General features: G+C 41.0%; 19 protein-coding genes and 1 pseudogene. 3 read left to right on the top strand and 17 right to left on the bottom strand.

What is annotated here, in order from left to right; translation table 11 throughout:
- Positions 1-84 precede the first annotated feature (84 nt).
- The 12 genes from EHQ64_RS10740 to rsmH all read right to left on the bottom strand — a co-directional run bounded on the left by EHQ64_RS10740 (position 85) and on the right by rsmH (position 13,411).
- Positions 85-963 (bottom strand): glycosyltransferase family protein, encoded by an 879-nt coding sequence (locus EHQ64_RS10740; protein WP_246048710.1) that lies wholly within the window; start codon positions 961-963, stop codon positions 85-87.
- A gap of 98 nt (positions 964-1,061) precedes the next feature.
- Positions 1,062-1,973, bottom strand: coding sequence for a polysaccharide pyruvyl transferase family protein (locus tag EHQ64_RS10745; protein WP_135649491.1), 912 nt, complete (start codon positions 1,971-1,973; stop codon positions 1,062-1,064).
- Positions 1,974-2,026: 53 nt separating this feature from the next.
- Positions 2,027-3,439: a lipopolysaccharide biosynthesis protein gene (locus tag EHQ64_RS10750; protein ID WP_135649492.1), complete on the bottom strand. Its 1,413-nt coding sequence runs from the start codon at positions 3,437-3,439 to the stop codon at positions 2,027-2,029.
- 77 nt (positions 3,440-3,516) lie between these two features.
- Positions 3,517-4,629 carry a glycosyltransferase family 4 protein gene (locus tag EHQ64_RS10755; RefSeq protein WP_135649493.1) on the bottom strand — a complete coding sequence of 371 codons (1,113 nt, stop codon included), beginning with the start codon at positions 4,627-4,629 and terminating at the stop codon, positions 3,517-3,519.
- A gap of 18 nt (positions 4,630-4,647) precedes the next feature.
- Complete coding sequence (locus EHQ64_RS10760; RefSeq protein WP_246048711.1) at positions 4,648-5,637, bottom strand: glycosyltransferase family 2 protein; 990 nt, start codon at positions 5,635-5,637, stop codon at positions 4,648-4,650.
- A gap of 127 nt (positions 5,638-5,764) precedes the next feature.
- Positions 5,765-7,162, bottom strand: coding sequence for a UDP-N-acetylmuramate--L-alanine ligase (gene murC, locus EHQ64_RS10765; protein ID WP_135649494.1), 1,398 nt, complete (start codon positions 7,160-7,162; stop codon positions 5,765-5,767).
- Complete coding sequence (locus EHQ64_RS10770) at positions 7,162-8,238, bottom strand: UDP-N-acetylglucosamine--N-acetylmuramyl-(pentapeptide) pyrophosphoryl-undecaprenol N-acetylglucosamine transferase (protein ID WP_135649495.1); 1,077 nt, start codon at positions 8,236-8,238, stop codon at positions 7,162-7,164. Before EHQ64_RS10770 ends, murC begins: the two co-directional genes overlap by 1 nt.
- Positions 8,235-9,386 carry an FtsW/RodA/SpoVE family cell cycle protein gene (locus EHQ64_RS10775; protein ID WP_135649496.1) on the bottom strand — a complete coding sequence of 384 codons (1,152 nt, stop codon included), beginning with the start codon at positions 9,384-9,386 and terminating at the stop codon, positions 8,235-8,237. The genes EHQ64_RS10770 and EHQ64_RS10775 overlap by 4 nt, the downstream gene beginning before the upstream one ends.
- The gene (gene mraY / locus EHQ64_RS10780; RefSeq protein ID WP_135649497.1) at positions 9,383-10,495 is read right to left on the bottom strand and encodes a phospho-N-acetylmuramoyl-pentapeptide-transferase; all 1,113 of its coding nucleotides are present in this window, start codon (positions 10,493-10,495) and stop codon (positions 9,383-9,385) included. The genes EHQ64_RS10775 and mraY overlap by 4 nt, the downstream gene beginning before the upstream one ends.
- 123 nt (positions 10,496-10,618) lie before the next feature.
- Positions 10,619-12,118, bottom strand: a complete 1,500-nt coding sequence (locus EHQ64_RS10785) for a UDP-N-acetylmuramoyl-L-alanyl-D-glutamate--2,6-diaminopimelate ligase (protein ID WP_135649498.1) — start codon at positions 12,116-12,118, stop codon at positions 10,619-10,621.
- Positions 12,096-12,410 carry an FtsB/FtsL family cell division protein gene (locus EHQ64_RS10790; protein WP_425460418.1) on the bottom strand — a complete coding sequence of 105 codons (315 nt, stop codon included), beginning with the start codon at positions 12,408-12,410 and terminating at the stop codon, positions 12,096-12,098. The genes EHQ64_RS10785 and EHQ64_RS10790 overlap by 23 nt, the downstream gene beginning before the upstream one ends.
- A gap of 41 nt (positions 12,411-12,451) precedes the next feature.
- Entirely contained in the window at positions 12,452-13,411 is a 960-nt protein-coding gene (gene rsmH / locus EHQ64_RS10795; protein WP_135649500.1) for a 16S rRNA (cytosine(1402)-N(4))-methyltransferase RsmH, read from the bottom strand.
- A 341-nt stretch (positions 13,412-13,752) separates the two neighbouring features.
- Between rsmH and EHQ64_RS10800 the strand changes: the two genes are divergently transcribed.
- Entirely contained in the window at positions 13,753-15,747 is a 1,995-nt protein-coding gene (locus EHQ64_RS10800) for a methyl-accepting chemotaxis protein (protein WP_135649501.1), read from the top strand.
- Between the two features lie 21 nt (positions 15,748-15,768).
- Positions 15,769-17,760: pseudogene (locus EHQ64_RS10805) on the top strand (methyl-accepting chemotaxis protein).
- On the opposite strand, the gene EHQ64_RS10810 reads toward EHQ64_RS10805, so the two are convergent.
- From EHQ64_RS10810 to EHQ64_RS10820, 3 genes are read right to left on the bottom strand one after another with little or no spacing between them, the layout of a single operon-like run.
- Complete coding sequence (locus EHQ64_RS10810; protein WP_135649502.1) at positions 17,761-18,114, bottom strand: rhodanese-like domain-containing protein; 354 nt, start codon at positions 18,112-18,114, stop codon at positions 17,761-17,763.
- An 18-nt stretch (positions 18,115-18,132) separates the two neighbouring features.
- Positions 18,133-19,008: a CheR family methyltransferase gene (locus EHQ64_RS10815; protein WP_135649503.1), complete on the bottom strand. Its 876-nt coding sequence runs from the start codon at positions 19,006-19,008 to the stop codon at positions 18,133-18,135.
- A gap of 3 nt (positions 19,009-19,011) precedes the next feature.
- The gene (locus EHQ64_RS10820; protein WP_135649547.1) at positions 19,012-19,281 is read right to left on the bottom strand and encodes an STAS domain-containing protein; all 270 of its coding nucleotides are present in this window, start codon (positions 19,279-19,281) and stop codon (positions 19,012-19,014) included.
- Between the two features lie 177 nt (positions 19,282-19,458).
- Here EHQ64_RS10820 and EHQ64_RS10825 point away from each other — a divergent pair, with 177 nt between their 5' ends.
- Complete coding sequence (locus tag EHQ64_RS10825; protein ID WP_135649504.1) at positions 19,459-20,208, top strand: menaquinone biosynthetic enzyme MqnA/MqnD family protein; 750 nt, start codon at positions 19,459-19,461, stop codon at positions 20,206-20,208.
- A gap of 187 nt (positions 20,209-20,395) precedes the next feature.
- Here the strand turns inward: EHQ64_RS10825 and EHQ64_RS10830 are convergent, their stop codons facing one another.
- The gene (locus EHQ64_RS10830; RefSeq protein ID WP_135649505.1) at positions 20,396-21,070 is read right to left on the bottom strand and encodes an LIC11874 family lipoprotein; all 675 of its coding nucleotides are present in this window, start codon (positions 21,068-21,070) and stop codon (positions 20,396-20,398) included.
- An 87-nt stretch (positions 21,071-21,157) separates the two neighbouring features.
- A complete protein-coding gene (locus EHQ64_RS10835; protein ID WP_135649506.1) occupies positions 21,158-22,513 on the bottom strand; it encodes an ammonium transporter in 1,356 nt (451 codons plus the stop codon).
- Positions 22,514-22,545: the final 32 nt, after the last annotated feature.

Below are 22,545 nucleotides of genomic sequence, written 5' to 3' on the forward strand. Positions count from 1 at the left end.
ATTTTTTGGCGAAATCTATATCGCTCATCACATTAACTTTCAAAAAGGCGGCTTGGTATTCGATTTCAATTCGATACATAAACTTTATATCCAACCCATCTTTGAATATATCTCTCTATATCTATCGAAAGTAACATCCCAATAGTTCATAACCTGTTCTCTAAGAAATCCTGGCCTAACATTGGTCGATCTATCTTCTTCCAAAAGAGTTTTTAGGATCTTCGCAATCGGAGTATTCTCAGGAAATATCCGATCACCATCTAAGGCATATTCCGGAATGGATCCGATCGACCACCCTACTATTGGAATTCCTAAATAATGCGAGAGTACTAAGGGCCCGTTCGCTTCTCCTACCGAATCCACACGAAAACAAGTAACATAATCGGACTTTCTAATTTCTTGATTCAGGACTTCGTCATCACAATACCCTAACACAATCAGATTGGGTTTTTGGTATTTTTGAATAAAGTCCCTAGTCAATTTATCTTTTATTCCACCTGCTATCACCAATGTAATTTCTGGAAAATTTGAAATGGCTTCTATCAATTCAGGCAAAGCTTTTGCTTTTTTAGCCACTCCCGGTTGGCATAGTCGAAGAGTTTTTCCCGATCCTTTCCCATGCGACTTTAAACTAAGATCATTTTGCGACTGATCCGCCAAATCTTCCAAAGGGTGAGGCCCCATCGGCACTACTTCGATCGGTCTATTATAACCGAACTTTGCAGCGAGCTTCTTAGAATATTCCGAATGGACCACTAATGCATGTTTTCGGAGAGAGAACAATTGTAAACGGCCCATAATAAATCGTAAGATCTTATCCCTAGGCAATATATCATGCAGAGTAACGATCGCCTTGGTTTTATGTTTTGAAGCGGAAATTAATAACTCTCTGCCGCTATTTCCTATATGAAAATGAGCTAATGAGCTGGGGCTAGATGGTTTTTCTAAAAATTTTACATCCATCCCTTTCGATCTGAAAATCGTCTCAAAAGTTTTGCAGTATCTAGTAATACCTAGAGAGTTTTTCGGAGAAATTAATTCAATAGTCTTAGAAGGAGAAGTCATAAGCCGCGTGTTTTATTGGTCTTTTGAATATCTCCGACCTTTTTGATCTCTTTCTTTAAAAGGTTGTCCAATTTTGTGATCGTCCTTTCATCCGATAAAGAGTAAGCATTGATTTTCGATAATGCCGACAGAAGGCTTCGGTGGATCGGGCTTTTTGAGAAAAATTCCGCATTCACTCTTCCAAATGTAAGCTTATTAATGATCTTACCTAATAAATATTTTTCGTAAAGTTTAACGCCTGTAGTTTGAAAATCGACTTTATTAATCGTTAGCAGCCAGTCTTTCCATTTAAATTCCGATATCAACGATCCTTCGGTATAAGGTGTCGACAATATCAAACGATGCCAAGGCACACGAAACGCATCGGCTAAAATTGCTCCGTGCATCGATTCGGTTATGATTGATTTAGACCTAGCAATTTCTCTCAGAGTAAACTCAATGCCCGACTCGCTCTTACACGATATATAATGGATATTTAGTTTATTGCATAAGTCTTCCCAATCAATAAGCCCTAATGATTGATAATGCGGCATAAAACTAATTTCATATTTTTTCTTCTCTCGAACTATATCCTTAAAAATTCGAGCCTGCCTAATAGAATAAGCAGAATCCGTAATATATGGATAATCATTATTCATAGATCTAGCTGACAATGGCCCTCTTAAAAAGAGGATCTTCCATGTCGGATCCGGATTGAAACTGTTGGAATTCGGGCGGATCCCGCTACCGAAAACTATTTTCTTTCTATCTTTGCTGAATATTTTATTCCCATCAAAAAGTATGGATCCTATTCCCACAAGATCCAAACCGTCGGATACATCTTCCTTTCCAAAAAGCTTTTCCCAAAGCCAAGGATTAAGATCATCTCCGAAATTCCCTTTTTTAGCTTTATAGTATATAAATTTCATACTTAATTCGAATTATATAGGATTTGTAAAATTATACCGAGATGAGGCAATTATTATTTCCTCTCTGCGAGCCTACTTCGTCCATAATGAAGAAAATCAAGAAGTAGTTTCTTATTCAAATATATAAAATACAGCACGCTAGCAATAATATTCAAAAATAAGATCCGCTGGTCTTCCGCTATCGAACAAACTGCAAAAAATGATATGAATATAATATTTATCATTAGATTATTTATGGGAAATTCGATTGGGAAGAAAGCTTTTGAATGAAAATAACGAACAATAAAGAGAACCACATTTCCTACAAACAATGAGATTGCACAACCCAATAAGCCGAAATAAGGGATCAAGATAATATTTAAGGACACATTCACCGATGCCCCAACCAGAGTTGTGTAAAAAGCGCTACTCGTTCTTTTCGCAGCCAAATATCCTCCTCCATAAAAACTAGCCAAAGCCTGGAAACAAACTGCAAAATAGAAAAGAGGTAAATATTTCCATACTTCAAAATAAGTTCGATCTACAATAATCGGAAGCACTGGTTTGGAAAAACTGATCGCGAGTGCCGTTAGGCCTAAGAGTAATTTCAAATATTTACCGATAATATCATTGAAGTATGTTAAACTTCCCTCCGTTCCAAACAAACGAATTACTTTCTCTTGCCATGCTTGGTTAAATATCAAATGCATTGTCAGCAATATATTCGGGAATTTTATTGCGATTGCAAATAAGCCGTTTGCAGTCAGCCCTAAATAATACAAGATCATATACCGATTCGATTCGGAAATCGCCCACCAACTCATTTGATTGGGGATCAAAGGCAGAGTATAAAGCAACATGGAACTCAATAAAGATAATTGGAACGAGCCAAAACGAAAGTAGGAAAAGAAGCCGGTTTTAAAAAGAAGATAGGTTAAAGTCGTAAAAACCGCCAGCAAATTCGCCAAGATCACGCCTTGTAATCCTAGATTAGAAGCGAATAAAGTCGCCAAGGACCCCAAAGTAAATATGGCCGAATAAATTACGCCAGAAAATGCATAAACGAAATTAAGAGATCTAGATCTCGCAAATTGTAGAACAATCGTATAAAAAGCCTGGCATATTATAAATAAATAAACAAGGATAGAAAATGGGATAGGGACTATAAGGCTGAATATCCAGTATATAACTGAAAAGATGATTACATTTAAAAAGAACGCAATAGTCACTGCTGAAATAACTTTCGGTATTTCAGGGGAATCTTTTTCCTCGTTTAAGCACCATCTCAGTATCCCATCATACAATTGGAGTGCTATCAAAGGTACGGCGAGCGTGGAGCTGGTTAAGATTATATCAAATAGCCCTATCTCTTCTTTTTTTAAGAAGAAGGTAAAAACAAAGAATATTATGAAGGTCAATCCTTTGGAAAAAATATTGGCCGCCCCGTATAAGAGAGTCAACTTGCTTAAGCTCAAATTATTTCCCATGATATCAATCCGAAGCAGGAGCGCTTAACTATAAATAGGTTTAGCCTACCCGGTTCCTTCTTCCCCCAATAGTTCTTCTATTGCTTTAACTCCGATGTAAACCCCAGAATTTTCTCTGCTACATGTTCCCAAGTAAGTTCTTTTTTGAACTCACGGATCGGTCCTTTTAGAGCCGCTAATTTTTTTCTGGAAACTGCCTTAAGCGTTTCGGCTAGAGATTCGGACGATCCAGGTTCGACCAAGAAACCTGTTTCCCCGTCTCTAACTATATCTACCAGCCCACCCACGCGAGTAGCTATAATTGGACAATCATAACGATAAGCGACTGCGGCGACTGCACTACCTGAAGCGGAACGATATGGAAGAACTATAGCGTCGGACCTTTCGAAAAACTCTGCAAGCTGTTCTTCTTTCGTATATGACAAATATAATTCTATGTTCTTTAAGTTTAGATCTTTAACGGACTCATAAAGAGTTTCTTTACTCTCCCAGGTTTCCCCGACTACCGTTAGAAATATTTCCGGATCGTTTAATTGTGATAATGCGTTAAAAAGAATATCCAAACCCTTGTATGGGCGAATGAAACCGAAAAATAAAAGTTCGAGCCTGCCTCTTTTTTTCAAAGTACCCTTAGGAGCAGTGAATTCATCATAGGATGGGATATAAATTTTTAATACCGGCTTTGACGGGAACTTTGACTTCAAGATCGCCGCATGTTCGCTAGAATGAACGATGAAACCGTTCGCGGTCGACAAAAGGAATTCGGTAATTCTTTTCTTTAACCCCTTGGCACCATGATCCGTCAAATTATGGCAAATAAAAACAACGGGGATTTTTTTTCTTCGAGCTAAATAAGCTATTAAAGCAAATCCAGGAGCCCAAAATAAAGTCCACCAAGTAAGAATGACAGTATCAATTTCATTTTTTATAATATACTTTGCTACTTTTAGTAGGCTAAACGGATTCAGAGCATCAAGCATATAATTTACATGAAGCTCTTTAACGTTTGAAAACGGATCTATATCACTTTCTCCTGGATAAAGAAATTTAGGATATTGCCGTTTAAAAGAAATGGTATGCAAATCGCTGACTTGAGCAAGTGATCTTCTCAAGAAAGTGTTATATTGAGCGATACCGCCCCGATACGGAGTAATAGGCCCCAATAGGGCGATTTTTTTATGATTCGCCATAGCCGTTCGGTTAGAGAGTTATTTTGACCTTTTAGATGATTTTGTGGAATGGACAGTGATGTCGGAAGATTGTTTCCAAAATGCTTTCTTTCTCTCGTAGTATAACATCTCTTCGATTAATTTACGATTCATACCGACTAGAAACGCAACGATACCCACTACTAGAAATAATCCGGAAATAATAACTAATACGACTGCAAAGAGTAAGGACTGGACATGCCCTTTTCCTATTCCTAAAAAGAAAAAAATCAAAAAACGAATTGCGATCGCAAGCGCAGGCAAAAAGGAAACTATAGATAAGGCCCCGAAAAATTGGAATGGTCTATAGATGATCAGCAATCTTACTAACGAGGTCCCAGACTTCCACATATGTTGAAAAATATTCTTAAATAGTCTGGATTTCCTTGTGGGAGGGTTTGTAGGAATTGGGATAGAAGAAACGGCCAAATCCATTTTAACCGCTTGAACTATCGTATCTAGAACATAAGAAAACTTTGTAGTGATATTTAATCTTAAAAGACTTTCTCTAGAATATGCCCTAAAGCCGGATACCGTGTCAGGGATATTCGTACCGATCAAATTCCTCACGACTAAATTCCCGAACCATTGTAATGTTCTTTTTAAAGGTGAAAAATGTTCCACCTTCCAAGGTACACGATTTCCGATTACGATGTCGGAGGAACCGGTCAGGACAGGAGCGATTAGATCGGGGATATAAGAAGAAGGATATTGATTATCCGCATCGGTATTCACAAAAATATCCGCACCACTTGCAAGTGCAGCTTCAAGCCCGGATTTGAAAGCCCTACCTAAACCTAGATTCTTTTTATGAGAAATAATTTTACAGCCGTATTGCGCGGCGATCTCAGCGGTACGATCCTTCGAACCATCATCTACAATTTGAACTTCTATAGTCTGGATGCCTGGGATCTTTTTTGGGATCTCGGAAAGTACTGTAGAAAGAGTTGCTTCCTCGTTATAGCAAGGTATATTGATTACTAACTTCATTCTACTGCCTGTCAGAATGCGAGATTTTCGTCATTCGTCCAATACTTTTTACAATTTCTATAATTTGGAAGAACTATGAAGCTTTCATAAACAATTCAGGATAGAAGATCTCTTCAATAACAGTAATTTAGGTTTTTAAAAACTCCAATCCCCAATCCCGAACATTCCCTGCACCTAAACTTACAAATACATCGCCTGGCCTTAGGATATCTTTGAGAAGAGACAAATCGATGGATAAATTTCCGGAAAGAATTTTAGGTTTTATTTGCATCTCGTTCGCAATTAAATCGGAGGAAACTCCTTCTATAGGATCTTCCCCAGCGGGATAGATCGGTAAAAGTAGGACAGTGTCCACTTGGTCTAAACTTTTTGCAAAGTCCTTGTATAGGTTCTTTGTGCGAGTATAACGATGAGGTTGAAAAAGGATCACAGGTTTTCCCCTTCCCCCTGATAACTCTCGGATAGAAGAAAGAACCGCCTGGACTTCAGTAGGATGGTGGCCATAATCATCGTAAATGTCGATCCCATCCTTTGTGCCGATATATTCCAGTCTACGTTTTACTCCCGCATAACCTGAAACTGCGATTGCTGCTTTCGAAGGATCGGCGCCTAAGATAAAGGATGCGATCAGGGCCGCCAATGAATTTGTTAGATAATGTCTCCCGGGAAATCTGGATGTAATCTCCAATTCTTTCCCATCCAAACGGAAGATCAGTTTCTTATTTTCTATTTTATAATGTACTAAACTTTTAAGATCAGGGAATTTGGTTCCCGCATCAACATCGGAACTGAAACCTAGGATCCTAGTTTTATCCGGAACTAATTCCAAACAATCCCTGATCCCAGGATCGTCTAGATCCAAGATCACGGCTTCCGTTCCGAAGGAGATATATTTGGCAAATGCTTCCAACAGTTTTTCTCTAGTATGATAAAAATCCAAATGATCTTCATCTATATTCGTTAAGATGCGGATCCCTGCCTTATGATTTAAAAAAGTGCCATCGGACTCATCCGATTCAAAAACACCGATCTTTCCAGAAGAATATCTCCCGCCTACTCCGTTCAAAAAAGAAACATCTCCTCCTACCATTACGGAAGGAGAAAAACCTAATTCATTTAGAATATGACCGGTCATTGCAGTCGTAGTGGTCTTTCCGTGAGAACCGGCAACACCCACACATATCAGATGTTCGAAACAAGAATGCAAAACTTCAGATCGATGATAAAACCGGATCCCTTTCTTCTTAAAAAAAGAAGCGATGGGATGAGAATCCAATCTGATAGCGGAGGAATAGATCGCAGCGTCGTAATTTACCTCTTCCCCAAGATCAGAAAGTGAGGAGAAGATCTTAACTCCCTTCTTTTCCAGATTTTCGGTCACTTGACTTCTTTTGCCGTCGTAACCGCAAACATCTAACCCAGCATCTGCCAAGATATGAGCGAGGCTGGACATTCCCGAGCCACCGATCCCTAGAAAAAAAGGTTTGGTAAATCCGAGTCCCGGTTTAGGTAATTTCGGATCCATTATTTGGGATTTTCAAAGAAGAAATTCGCAGTTTCTAAGGAAGCTTCCACATGAGAACATTCTAATGATCTAATAGACATATCGTTTAGCAATTCCGGGTTTTGAGCGAACTCATTCAGGATACGGAACAATTTACTTTCATCCTCGTCCCTTTGTTCTAAGAGTGCAGCAGCCCCGTTCGCTTCCATATATTTAGCGTTCGCTGTCTGATGATCGTCTTTTGCAAAAGGATAAGGGATCAAGATCATAGGAAGAGCGTAAGCCGCACATTCTGAAAGCACTCCGGAGCCTGAACGTGCGATCACTAAGTTTGCCCATTCATAGTGTTCCGCCATATTATCGGAATAAGAGATCAGATCCGCGTCCTTAGTCTTCTTGGAAACCTCGTCGTATAAAGCAGTTCCAGTTAACATCCTAAAACGGAATCTTTCTTGGATCACCTCGTGTTTCATCAGGTTCACGACCATATTATTGATCTGTCTTGCACCTTGTGATCCACCCATTACTAAAACGTTAAATTGTTTCTTCTTTTTCGGGTCCCATTTTTCGCTAAACTTTAAAGCGAGTTTAGGAACCGTTTTGGAGCGAAGAGGATTTCCTAAAATTTCCCAGCTACAGGAAAGTTTCGTGTCCTTAGGTGGAAAACTAAAAGAGACCTTATCAGCAAAACGAAAGAAGATCCGATTTACCTTTCCCGGAATACAATTTTGCTCGCATAAGTATAACTTCTTCCTAAAGATCACAGCATACAAAAGAGCAGGAACACTGGAATAGCCGCCCATTCCGATCACAGCGTCCACACCTAATTTTCGGAACTTGCTCCAAGATCTCAAAAGTTGGAATACATATTTAAAAGGTAATAAGATAAAATTCCCGGAGAGAGATGGAGTATTATGCCAAACTACTTCGCAAGGAGACTGCTTTAAGTCCGGATTATCCTTGTTTCGGATCAGAGAATGTAAAAAAACATTTTGTATCCCAAAAGGATCTTTCTTAGCTACAAGACTTTCTGCAAGAGCCACCCCTGGAGATATATGACCTCCGGTGCCCCCTGCGGCGATTAAAACCGATCTCATACGCCTATGTTTTCTTTTCTGGTTATATTGACAAGAATTCCGAAAGCCGCGAGAACCACGAGTAAAGAGGATCCACCGTAACTCATGAAGGGTAAACTGATCCCTGTAATCGGAAAAAGACCGGTGACCACATAACTATTGATAACGAATTGAGTGCCTAAAATAAAGAGCAGTCCAGCTCCTAGATAAAATCCGAATGGATCTTCTACTCTTTTTAATAAAACATAAGTCCTGGATAAAAGGATAAGCACCAATGCGAAGAAAAAAAGAAATCCTATAAATCCGAAATCTTCCACATACGTCGCAAGAACAAAGTCAGTATGACTATACGTTAGATACCTATGCGCATAACCGCTGGCTAATTTATTCCCGAACCAACCTCCATCCAAAAATGCTCGAAAAGAAGTTACCAACTGATGGCCTTCATCATATCTGAATCGATACGGATCCAACCATACTTCCATTCTCTTCCTTCTATAACCTACTTGATTGACAAGAAGATATGCTAAAGGAAGAGAGACAAGGCCCACGAGCAAAAGATTTCGAACAGGAAAACCGAATAAAAAGACAAAAGCGATCACCACGAATAGGATCTCCATCGTGGTCCCAAATGCAGGCTCGATCAATATCAATATAAGAACGGAAAGTAGAAGCACCGCAGGAAGAATGAACTTCTTAGGATCTTTTGTTTCTTTCATCTTTAACTTAACGATCAAAGAAGAAAGATATACTACCACGGCAAGTTTTGCGATCTCAGAAGGTTGTAATTGATAAGGGCCGATCCCGATCCATCTATGGAAATTTCGACCGTAATATGTTCCTACGGATTTCCCCACTCCCGGGATAAAGACCAATACTAGTAGAAAAACGCTGATTACAATTCCGGCTAACGCGAATCTTTCCAATCGTTTGTACGGAAAATTCGCGAAAAAGAAGAATACGATAAGTCCGATTATCGCCCAGGCTAATTGTTTTTTTAAAAAATATTCTGCGTCCTGGAATTCTCTCCATGCAGTTACGGAGGAACTGGAATACATCACACAGATGCCGAATAATAAAAGGAAGAATACGGTCCCGACTAGGACCAGATCGAAAGGGGAACCGGGAGATTCCCAAAAATCTTTGAACTTTCTCCCGAGTGCCTTCATTGTATCTTTAAACTAGATAAGGATATGATCGCTAAGATGATCGCGGCAATCCAGAATCGGATCACCACTTTTGTTTCAGGCACTCCGCCCAACTCAAAATGGTGATGAAGAGGAGCCATTCTAAATATTCTTTTTTGAGTGAGCTTGAAAGAGCCTACTTGTAGGATCACCGACAAAGATTCTGCTACAAAAATCCCGCCCAAGATCACTAAAAGAATCTCTTTTTTCAACATCACACATGTAAGTCCGATGGTCGCTCCCAAAAACAAAGAGCCCGTATCTCCCATAAAAACTTGTGCAGGATGACTATTGAACCATAAGAATCCGATCAATGCTCCGGTCAAAGCCGCCAAAAACACACTATACTCATGGGCATGAGGAAGATAAGGAATATTCAGATAATTTGCAGCGACAGGAGTTCCGGAAACATAGGCGATCAATCCGAGAGTTCCTACAACTATACCGGCTGTCCCTCCTGCAAGTCCGTCCAAACCGTCGGTCAAATTGACTCCATGAGAAGAACCTAATATTACTAAAATAGAAAATGGGATCGCAATTGCACCCCAGGCCCAAACCGGTCCCTTCACAAAAGGAAGAAAAAGATCGGTCAAATGGAATAGGATCTTTCCGGAAGTTCCCTTAGGAGCCTCCCCGGTATAATATAAAAATGTTACACAGAATAAGATAGCGAGCACTACGGAAGCGGCAAATTTTGTTCTAGCTCTCATTCCACCTTTGATCTTTTTTACGGACTTCATATAGTCGTCCGCAAAACCCAACGCAGAAAAAGAAATAGCACAGGCAAGAAGCAAAAGAATATTCAAATTCCTTAAATTTCCCCAGAGCAAAACCGAGATCGTCATCGCAGAAACGATCATCAACCCACCCATAGTGGGAGTCCCCGATTTTGCGCTATGAGATTTTGGTCCGTCGTCCCTTACACTTTCTCGGAATTTTAATCCAACTAGGAATTCGATCACTCTTCCTCCGAACCAAAAGGTAAGGAACATGGAAGTCAAACCGGCCATTAATGCACGAACGGTAACATAGCTGAATAGCCTAAGGGAGTCTAGATCTTGGAAAAATCTTTCGTATAAAAAATAAAACATATTACTTCGGTAAAGACAGGATCAATGCGCTTGAGTACGAGTAAACGGAAAAAAGAAAATCTTCTTCTTTACTTCAAATATCGACGCAAACAGCGGATCCCCGCATACTTTTTGGGAACAAACTTATAAACCGAAGGAATCGAAAGCCTTCCGGATCTCTTCTCCGTCGTCGAAATGTCTTTTTTCTTTACCTATGATCTGGTAATCCTCATGACCTTTTCCTGCCACAAGAAGACAACTTCCTTCCTTTAAGGAAGAAATCCCGAAATGGATCGCCTTTGCACGATCTGCCTCTCTTAAGAATGGAGAATATTCTCCTACAAATCCTGCTTGGATATCGTTTAGAATGATCTCCGGATCTTCCGTTCTCGGATTGTCAGAAGTAAGAATGACCTTATCCGCGAGATCTTGCGCGATTTTCGCCATCTTAGGACGTTTGGTCCTGTCCCTATCTCCACCACATCCGAAAAGTGCGATCAATTCATTCGGCTTAGATTCTCGAATACTTTTTAGGATATTCTCCAGAGCGTCGGGCGTGTGAGCGTAATCTACGACAGCCATCCTAGATCTATCCTTGCTATAGTAGATCTGAAATCTTCCCGGGATCTGAGGAATACTTTGTAGAGAATTCAAAAGAGATTGTTTATCCCAGCCTAAGCCTAGTGCGGTCACGAATGCAAGAGCTGTATTTCTTACATTAAATCCACCCAGAAGATTGGTATCCACAATCGTATCCTTTCCCCAAAGTTCGGAAAGACGGATCGTATAAGAAGTTTTTTCCAGAGAGAATGTTTCCTTAGAAATAGGAAATTCACCTTCTTCTTTGCCTAAGTGAAAAAGTTTTAGATCTTGAGAAATAGAACGAACATATTTTTGAAAATCTTTTCCTCCCGGAGCATCCGTATCGATCACCCCGAAAGTATTCGGATGTTTAGAAAGAGAAGAAAATAGAAGAGCCTTACTCTGTAGGTAATCCAACATATCCGGATGGAAATCCAAATGGTCTTGAGTCAGGTTAGAAAATACTCCCGCTTGGAAACGGACTCCGTTTGTTCTGCCCAATTTCAGACCATGAGAACTTGCTTCCATAAAAACATATTCAACACCGGCATCCAACATCTCTTTTAAGATCAACTGCAGACTACTAGGATCAGGAGTTGTATATCCTGTGTCAGATAATTTTCCCTTATACTTAACGCCGGTAGTACCGATGATCCCGCAGGATTTTCCCTGGGATTCTCCTAAATAAGAAAGAATATGTGTTAGAGAAGTTTTTCCATTAGTCCCGGTAACTCCGATCACCTTCAATTTTTCGGAAGGATTTCCCAATATGGAAGAAGCGATCGGCCCCGCGAGACTTTCCGGATCCAGAGCCGTTTTAAGGATGACCTTCCCTTCTAAGTTTTGGATCTTTAAATTAGAATTTATTAATATAAAACGAGAATTAGAATCGGAAGCATAATCAGCCCCCTTCTCCCCAGAGGAATTTGGAACACAAAATAGATCGTCCTTATCCAACTTTCTAGAATCGGTACGCACGAAACGTATCCTTTCATCCGGAGAATAAGACCCTTGTTCTATTTTAATCTCTGAATAAAGATCAAGGAGCTCTGAAAGTTTCAAGTTCCGCCTCGTTTCTCTCCGGAGGTAGAGTCACGGTGATGATCCGATCTCCTACAGTGATCGGCAAATAATGATATGTCTTACGATATAATGCTTCGATCCTGCGAGCGGAAGTATAAGTAGCCATTCCGATCTTTAAATCGTCGTTCTTTTTTAGGAGTTTTTCTTTTTCTTGGGAAGCGATCGCAAGCTCACGATTCAATCTGGATACTTGAACGTTCTGCCATACGAATAAGAGTGCGATCGTAAAAGGAACTAGGACCCATCCGAAAATTCGAAATAAGTATCCCATATCGGGCCAAAGACGAAGTGATAAAAATTCGGAAACTCTACTCATGATCCGTCTTCCTCCTCTTCCATATCATTATCGGTCGGAACCGATTTATGAATGACACGTAATTTTGCGGAACGGGAGGCAGGATTTTCTTTTGTTTCCAAATCGGAAGGAAGAGCAGGTTTTTTAGTCAGAAGTTTTGCTTCACCCGATCTTGCATAATCCCTAAACAAATTTTTGATAATTCGATCTTCTAAAGAATGGAAAGAGATAACCTGTAAAAGTCCTCCTGGAGCAAGAAGATCCAAAAGTTTTTTTACTCCGATCTCTATATGGAGAAGTTCCTGATTCACTTCTATTCGAAGCGCTTGAAAAACCCTAGTCGCTGGATGTTTTCCAGGAGGCCAAAATTTTCTAGGGATCACTCTGGAAACGAGTTGAGCCAGATCACCTGAGTATCCGATCCGAGTATGTCTTCTTCTTTCAAGGATCGCTTCCACGATCTTTTTAGTCCAACGCTCTTCCCCATATTCGTAAAAGATCTTTGATAATGCTTTTTCAGGATAAGTGTTAATCACATCTTCTGCGGAGATCCCACCGGAAGAAGAAAGTCTCATGTCCAAGGGCTCGTTCTCTCTAAAACTGAAACCTCTTCCTGCATGTAATAAATGAAATGTGGAAATTCCTAGATCCAATAGGATACCGTCAGGGGGACTCGAAACTCCAAAACCTTTCAGAAACTCCATGTCTAGATCCGAAAAGTTCGCTTCGATCGGGATCACTCTGGAACTAAAAGAGGAAAGTCTTTCTTGAGCCCTGGATAACATCACGGAGTCGCGATCTACCAGTACAAGTTTTGATTTGGGAAATTTTTCTAAGAGGAGAAGACTATGACCACCCTCTCCTGCGGTTCCGTCCAAAAAAAGGAATTCCCTATCTCCGTCGAATACGGAAAGAAAGAAGGAAAGGATCTCCCGGTATAGTACCGAATAATGGACAGGTTCCAATTCATTTTCCAAATTCTTCCCGGGTATCCAAAAGGCAACTAAGAACCTTTCCGAATATAGATTCTTTCAAGACATAGGTGGGAATTCCTACATTAGTCGTAACAATTCGAATATATAATCCTATTAGGGTATGTAACCAACTGTTTCGTAATAAGAAGCTAAAGATCTTGACTCCGGGCCTTTCCAAGCTACAATGCCCCCGGTTAGGAAGGACCTTTATCGGCCTCTTCTTGATTTCGTCCTCTTCATAGAGAAAATTCCGTCCTGGTGCATTCGGCTTGAAAGGATTTGTTCCATTCAGCCGACGAATTATCATATACCCTGTCCCTTTTTAGGAAGGCCTTTTTATACATATGCAAAAGAGCAGCTTAAAGTTTATTCTTTTAGGTACTGGAATCGTTATACTCACAGTTCTAACGTTATTGATCGCAGGCACTGCATATTATTTCGGTCAGAAGAAGATCACTGAAAATTATCTGAACCAAATGCAAAACGTCGTGTCGGTAGTCGCACAAGAGTTCGATGCATTCTTAACTTCACACACTAACGTTGCAAAAACTTTAGCCGCAGATCCGAGAGTGATCCAAACTGCGATCACTCGAAAGCCGATTGCCGGAGACTTCTTTTCGGAAGTACATAAACGATACGGGATCTATGAAAATATTTTCGTGATGAGTACTACCGGCGACAAAAGTATCTTAGCAGATAGTTTGGGAGGAAAGTCCTTAGGATATAAGGCCCAAGGTGACGAACTCAAGGACAACCTCACTGCAGTTGCGGAAGGAAAACATTATTTAGGTCCTCCTCAAAAATCTCCGATCACAGGACTTCCAGTCGCAGTCATTTCTGTCCCGATCACCGATAAGGGAAAACTTGTCGGAATGCTGAACATAGCGCTCTCCTTCGAAGACGTTTCCGAAAAAGTAACCAACAAGATCCATATAGGAGAACTAGGTTACGTTTCTGTAATGAGCCAGGCAGGTCTCGTGATCGCCCATCCTAAAAAAGAAATGATCATGAATCTGGACGTCGCGAAAGAACCTTACGGCCAGAAAATGTTGGAACTAAAAAGCGGAGAAATATTCGAGTTCAACTTCAAAGGCGCGGATAGATACTCCACTGTTTATAGATTGGACCAATGGAGAATGTCCGTAATCGCGATCCAACCAAAAACGGAAGTAAGAGAAGCACTCACAGAACTTTTACTTTTCATAGGATTAACAAGCATAGTCACAGTGTCTATCTCCGTTTTCCTACTTTATATTCTTCTAAAGAAAAGATTGGATCCTCTAGAAAACGCGAGCAAACTTTTCCAAGTAATGGCCCAGGGAGACCTTACCTCGGATATCAAAGTAGTGTATAGCGACGAGATCGGAGCGATGAGCGCGGATCTAAATTCGTTTATCGCAAGTCTTAGGAACTCCATGAGGGACATCCAACGGATCGCAATGGAACTCGCATCTTCTGCGGAAGAATTGACGGTCTCATCTCAAAGTTTTGCTACCGGAGCCCAATCCACAGCCGCTTCTTCCGAACAAATGTCGGCAACTGTAGAAGAAATGTCTGCGGGAATGGAGAACATATCCTCAGTCACTGATAGACAATATTCGAATATATTAGAATTTCATACTAAAATCAAAGAACTCTCCTCCGGAGTAAGAAAGATCGGAGAAGAGATCAAAAACACTCTTCAGATTGCTGATTCCATTTCAACGGAAGCAAAAAAAGGAGAATCCTCTCTTACCGGAATGAGTAATATGATAGAAAATATTCTCAAATCTTCCGGAGAAATGAAATCCATTATAGGAATTATCAACGATATCTCCGACCAAACACAGCTACTTGCATTAAACGCTGCTATAGAAGCTGCTAGAGCTGGAGAGGCAGGAAAAGGATTCGCAGTAGTTGCGGAAGAAATTTCCAAACTTTCGATCAAAACCGCCTCTTCTATCAAATCCATCGGAGAAATGATCAATAAGAATAATTCCGAATTGGACGAGGGCGCAAAAGGGATCCGTTCTTCCGTGGAGATCCTACATAGTATCATCAAAAACGTGGATTCTGTAGGTAACGCGATGAATCATCTTTTCGAGATCACATCCGCACAGGAGTCCGTGAATAGATCTGTTGACGAACAATCCGATCGCGTAGGAACAGAAGCAGAAGCGGTAAAACTATCCACAGACGAACAAAAAAGAGCAGTCAGAGAGATCGCGCAAGTGATCACTCAGATTAACGAACATACATTGAATACCGCATCCGGCTCGGAAGAAATGTCTTCTTCTGCTCAGAACCTGGCGAGCACTGCGGAAATACTAAAAAACATAACCGAAAAGTTTAAAATATAACTCGATCCGGTTCGATCACACATGCAAAGAAACAGTCTTAAAATTATTATACTCGCGGTAAGCACAATAACCATCGTATTACTTACGATCGGGATCACGTCATTCGCCTACTTTACTGCCAAAAAATACGTTGAAGAAGCTTATATAGACGAGATGAAAAAAATCTCCAAACTAGCTGGAAAACATATCAAATATTTCTTCGACCAACAAACCACTTTGGCCGAATTCGTATCCTCCAACGCTCCTTTCGTAAGAGCGACAGCCGCAAAGGACAGAGGGAACCTGGATCCGACACTTCTCAATGTATTCAAAAAATATAATACTTACGAAAACGTATTCTTATCCACTCCCGAAACGAATCCTTTAGTATTTGCGGATGCAAACGGCAAAGCAATCGGTTTCAGATGGGGAGGAACAGGTTTTGAAGATAATATCAAAGCCGCGTTAGAAGGAAAAAATTACCTAAGTAAGGTCAACAAATCCCCTGTAACGGGAGAAGCGGTCGCGGTATTAACAGTCCCGGTAAAAGACGGAACTAAGGTAGTAGGTATTCTAGGCTTCGCAATTTCCTTAAGTAAAATGACGGAGGCTGTAGTCAGCGGCATCACGATCGGTTCAGACGGGTATATAGCAGTTACGGACGCGGATGGAGTAGTCGTAGGACATCCGGACAAATCTTTGATCCTGAATTTAGATCTAAGCAAAACGGATTGGGGAAAAAAACTCATGACCCTTCCTTCGGAAGAACATATGGAGTATTTTTTCAAAAAAGAAAAAATCGCCACATCTTACGATATTCCTGAATATAGGCTTAGGATCGCATCCGTAGTTTCCAAAGATGAACTTGCTGCAGTCGTTCATCAGATGTTATATAGAATTATCGGATTCGCTATCGTCTTCTTAATCGTTTCCATATTCATCATCTATAGGATCGTAAACGTAAGACTACATCCATTGCAGGAAGCAAGAGAATTGTTCCGTTCCATGTCTTCCGGAGATCTAAGTTCCAATCTCAAAATTTATCATGAGGATGAGATCGGGGATCTAAGCAAGGACACAAATTCATTCTTGGAAAGTTTAAGAAATTCGGTACGAGACATCCAAAAGATCTCCCAAGAACTGGCGACTTCTGCGGAAGAACTTTCCTCCAGTTCAGAAAACTTTTCGAACGGCGCTCAGTCCACTGCAGCCTCGACTGAAGAAATGTCTGCAACAGTAGAAGAAATGTCCGCCGGTATGGAAAATATCTCCGGTTCTATTTACAATCAGTACAAAAATATCTCCGAGTTCCAGATCAAGATCAATGAACTTTCCCAAAGTGTAAATCAGATCGGAGAAGAGATCCAAAACACTTTGAATATGGCAAAATCCATTTCCCTCCAGGCGAAAAAAGGAGAAGAGTAGCTTTCCGGAATGAATGCAATGATCTCGAATATTCTAAAATCTTCGGGAGAAATGAACGCGATCGTAGGGATTATCAATGATATCTCCGATCAAACACAACTACTTGCATTAAACGCAGCGATAGAAGCTGCAAGAGCAGGAGAAGCTGGAAAAGGATTTGCAGTAGTCGCAGAAGAGATTTCCAAACTTTCCGAAAAGACAGCCTCTTCTATCAAATCCATCTCTGCGATGATCACTAAAAACACAGGAGAATTGGATAGCGGTGCCCAAGGGATCCAGGCTTCTACCGAGATCATTCACGCGATCATTAAGAATGTGGACCAGGTCTCCGATGCGATGGATAGATTATACGCAATTACCGGTTCACAAACCGATATAAACAGAGCAGTAACGGATAACGCGGGAAGAGTAAGAACAGAGTCAGAGTCGGTAAAACTATCCACAGACGAGCAAAAAAAAGCGGTCCAAGAGATCGCTCAAGTGATCACACAAATCAACGAGCATACGATCAATACTGCTTCCGGCGCGGAAGAAATGTCTTCTTCTGCCAGAAACTTGTCGAATACCGCGGAAATACTGAAGAATATATCCGAAAAATTCAGATTATAATTATTTGGAAGTGGCGGAGAATAGATGTTCTATCCCGCCAGCATTCTTCACTTTCGTAAAACCTTCTTCCAAAAGAAAAGATTCAGCTCTTGAACTTCTTCCACCGGATTGGCAATACAGAATAATTTGTCTGTCCTTAGGGCCTAACTCGTCTTGTCTTAAAGAAATACTATCGATAGGAATATTGATAGCGCCAGGAAAATGTTCTCTTTCGAATTCTTTAGGAGTTCGAACGTCGACGACAAGAGCGCCATTCTCCACCCAATCCGAAATTTCCTTATCGGAGTTACTTTTACCGCAGGAGTAAAGACTAAAGGAAAGAAGAAATAAAAGAAAACAAAGTTTAGGACGCATAAAAATCTCGGAATGAATTCAGATCTTAGGCTTCTTCTGATACACAGTATGACCTAAAAATTTATAAGCCTCAGAAATACCGAAAAGAGTCTCGGAGTGACCGATCACAAGAAGACCTCTATCTTTTAGGACATTCTCGAAATTTTCAAAAATTTTCTTCTGAGTAGGTTTATCGAAATAGATGATCACATTCCTACAAAAGATACAATCCATCTTTTCTCTAACAGGATAAGGAGTTTCCAAAAGATTTGCCTTATGGAACTCGATCATTGATTTGATCTCCGGTTTTACCTGATACGTATCCTGATTTTTACCAGAAAGATCTTTCACTTTTAGAAAATATCTTTTTTTCAAAGACTCACTTACAGGCTCCAAACGATCCGCCTTATAAATACCTTCGTGAGCGGTTTGCACCACATTGGTATCGATATCGGATGCAAAAATTTTAATATCCCAGCCCGGCTTATGTAGGAAATATTCAGCGCAAGTGATCGCGATAGAATACGGCTCTTCTCCTGTGGAACAGGCGCTTGACCAGATCCTCACACTTTTCTTTCCCGATTTTAAAGCTTTCTCCTCCAAGGAAGGGAAGAAAGTATCTTTTAAAAATTCGAAATGGTGGTTCTCACGGAAGAAGTCGGTCTTGTTCGTAGTGATACGATTGATGAGTTCCGTAAGTTCACTTTGGAAAAATTTCCGATCCGCTTGGAGGCCTCGAATATATTCCGAGACATTCTGCATTTTATGCATTCTTGCCCTGGAATTCAATCTAGACTGGACCATAATCTTTTTATGATCCGCTAAGAATATTCCGGTCTCCTTATACATCAAATCCTTGATGAACTTAAACTCTTCGTCTGTGATCTGGGAAAAATTGGAGAGATGGTCATCCATAAATCAGCGAATACCCAATGCTTGGTCTAGAGAAACTAATTTGATAATTTCCAATAATTTAGGGCTCACATTGATCGTTTCTAAAACGACCCCCTGGCCCCGAAGTCTGTTTGCGAATGCAACTAAAGAACCCAAGGCCACCGAGGTAATCACTTGGACATCGTCCAGGTCCAAAATAATGGATCCTGGATTCCCTTCCACATGAGAATTCAAATAGGCGCGCAAAGCCTCATGATCTCCGTTTAGGATCTCATAATCTACTTTGATCAGCATCGGTTCAGATGGACTCATTCCATAGATTGGACGAATTGGTCCCTACCTCGGAATACAGTCGGGAAAGAGGCTGGAAAAGGAAAGGAAAAACTAATTTTTCTGGCTTAGAAGAGAAGCATCGATTTTCTGGTAAATAGGCGAAAAAAACAGAACTTTTTCCTGGAAAAAAAACGGTAAGTGAGAATCGGAATCGTCAAACATTTGAATGCACGTCCCCTAACCTGGGGATTCGAGCAAAATTCCGAACATAAAGTCGTACCGGAAAACCCTTCCCTACTCAAAGATTACCTATTGCGGGGATTAGTCGATGTAGGGTTGATCTCCTCCATCGAATGCCTCCGAAATGAAGACGTGCTCTCCGTATCGATGAAAGTCGGAGTTTGCGCCTCAAAACAAGTACGTTCTATTAAGTTTTTCAAAAATAAAAAAGAAAGTTATCCGCCATATCGAATCCTAACAGACAACGGATCCCGAACCAGCATGGCCCTAGTCCGGGTATTGGTGCATAACGATTCCGGACAATTGCCGGAAGTAGCCCCCACAGACCCTAAAATCATCAAACAAGAGATCAGCATCGGAAGAGGATCCCATATGTTATTCGGGGACAATGCGTTATTCGCCGACTGGGACCCGGAAACTTACGAGGTAAAAGATCTAGCAGAATGGTGGTATGAAACCACAGGCACCTCATTCATATTCGCACTCTGGGCGTCCAAAAAACCCTTAGAACTCCCGGATAGTTTTTATCAAGAATCCCTGGATTACGGACTACAACATATAGAAGAGATCATCGAAAAGGAAACAAGACTTCCCTCGGATCTAGTACGAACCTACCTTACCGAAGAACTACATTACGAAATCACTGAAAGCGATCGAAAAGGATTCGAACTATTCGGAAAATATTGCAACGACCTCGGAATCCTCTAGAAAACAGCGCCCAACCAAACAACGTGCGGCCCTTCTTCCTAAACCCCACCAAATTCACATCTACAACAAAAACCACTCAGCACAAGGTTGCCGACGTTGCCCGAAGGGCAATGTGCCGAAGGCCAAGCAAGAGCTCGCGAAGCGAGACTCGCAGCGCAGCGGCAACTAAAAAACCCTCTCCACTAGATTAGTAGACGAAGGTAATCCGATAGTCCCAGGACTTGTTCCCGAACTTCTCCACAGTATCCGCAAGAGGCAGCCTGTAAGCGAGCCTTCCCAAACCTTGTTCTCCCCGATTGGTATAACAGACAGAAGTGATAGGAAAGTTCACTTTAAAATTTAAAGCATTCCCACGGATCAATCTAAGAGTTTCGCTCATCAATTTTTTCTCTCCATCCATTTGCATTGACTCCAGAGATTTGCTGATAGAAGGAAATTCTCTTTTGATATAGATCGTATTTGCCTTTTCTTTTTTGATCTGCACATTCCCGATCAGGATATTTTCCAACTGAGAGATATCGGTGAATTCGAGTTTATAACTGACCCTAGCTTTTTCTCTGAAAGCTCCGGGCTCCGCTTCGGAAGTTTCCAGTTTTTGGAAGGTATAATCTTTGAGTACGAGGCTTTTGTAGAAAAAACCTTTATTTAATCTATTCTGGATCTCTTCTTTTCTTGTAGGAAGAAATTTGATCAGAGATTCGTCGGACTTACGTTTGGTGGGAACCACATAGGTGATCTCCAAAGTCCCGCTTAAGTTCGCATTGATATTCAGAGTTTCTTCGTATTCGAAACAACCGAAAAAAAGAAAAGAAAAACAAATGAGGAATTTTTTGAAAAAGCGGCTGGAAAAACCCGAACGCATACTCTCAATTCGGGTAGATCCTAACTTTTCGTCAACGGGAAAAGAAAACCCCCGAGGTTTCCCACGGAGGTTTTCGGATATGGATCCTTATTTGGAGATAGGATACGCTTCGTTTCCGTGTTCCAGGATATCCAAACCTTGGATTTCCTCGTCTTCGGAAACTCTTAGACCGATGGTGAATTTGAGGGCCAAGAAGATAACTAAACTTGCTCCGAACGCCCAAACAAAACCTAAACCTACACCTTGTAGCTGAACTAATAATTGGCTAATTCCGCCACCGAAGAATAGACCGTTTACTCCACCGAAAGCTTCTTCTGCAAAAAGACCTGCAGCGATAGTTCCCCAAGCTCCGCAAACTCCGTGAACGGAAACTGCACCAACCGGGTCGTCTACTTTGATCTTATCGAAGAACAGAACGCTGAATACTACAAGCACCCCACCGATCAAACCGATGATGATCGCGGAACTAATGCTTACGTTTGCACAAGGAGCAGTAATCGCAACAAGACCTGCTAAAGCTCCATTCAGGGTCAGACCGATATCCGGTTTTTTGAATAAGATCCAGGTAACGATCATAGAAGAAACAGCACCTGCAGCAGCCGCGAAATTCGTAGTAACTGCAATGACTGCGAACGTTCCCCCGCCCACTGAAGTAGTAGAACCAGGGTTAAATCCGAACCAACCTAACCACAGGATGAAAACCCCAAGAGCTGCGATCGTCATGTTATGACCTAGGATCGGAAGAACTTTCCCATCCTGGTATTTACCTATACGAGGCCCAAGCACAATGGTTCCGGCAAGACCAGCCCAACCACCAACGGAGTGAACCACTGTGGATCCTGCGAAGTCGATCAAACCGATCTCTACTAAATAACCTTTATTGTCCGGGTTGAAAAGATTAGACCAAGCTAAAGATCCGAAGAACGGATAAACGAAAGCTGTAATAAGAACGGAGAAGATCACATAATCTACGAACTTAGTTCTTTCCGCCATTGCTCCTGAAACGATAGTCGCAGCAGTTCCTGCGAATACTAACTGGAAGATAAAGAAAGTAAACTTACTTGGATCCGGTTTACCGTCTACCATTAGAAGGCTATCCGCAAGCGAGATGGAACCAAATCCAATACCGCTAATGATCTGAGGTCCGAACATGATCGAGAATCCGATCAACCAATAGGCCAAAGAACCCAGAGCAAAGTCCATGAAGTTCTTCATCAAAATGTTTACTGTGTTTTTTGCGCGGGTAAATCCTGCTTCGACCAAAGCAAAACCGGCCTGCATAAAAAATACTAAGAACCCTGCAATACAGGTCCATAACCAGTTTGTTTCATCTCTTAAAGTGTTAACGGCTTGTAATGCCGCCTCCGCAGTGACCGGCGCTGCTTCGTCGGCCCAAATTCCGCTCGAGACAAACGCGAGCATTAGTAATATCAGTATGCGCATATTTTTCCTAAATCTCCTGTATATTTCTAAAT

It is taken from the genome of Leptospira sarikeiensis, assembly GCF_004769615.1.
Lineage (GTDB): Bacteria > Spirochaetota > Leptospiria > Leptospirales > Leptospiraceae > Leptospira_B > Leptospira_B sarikeiensis.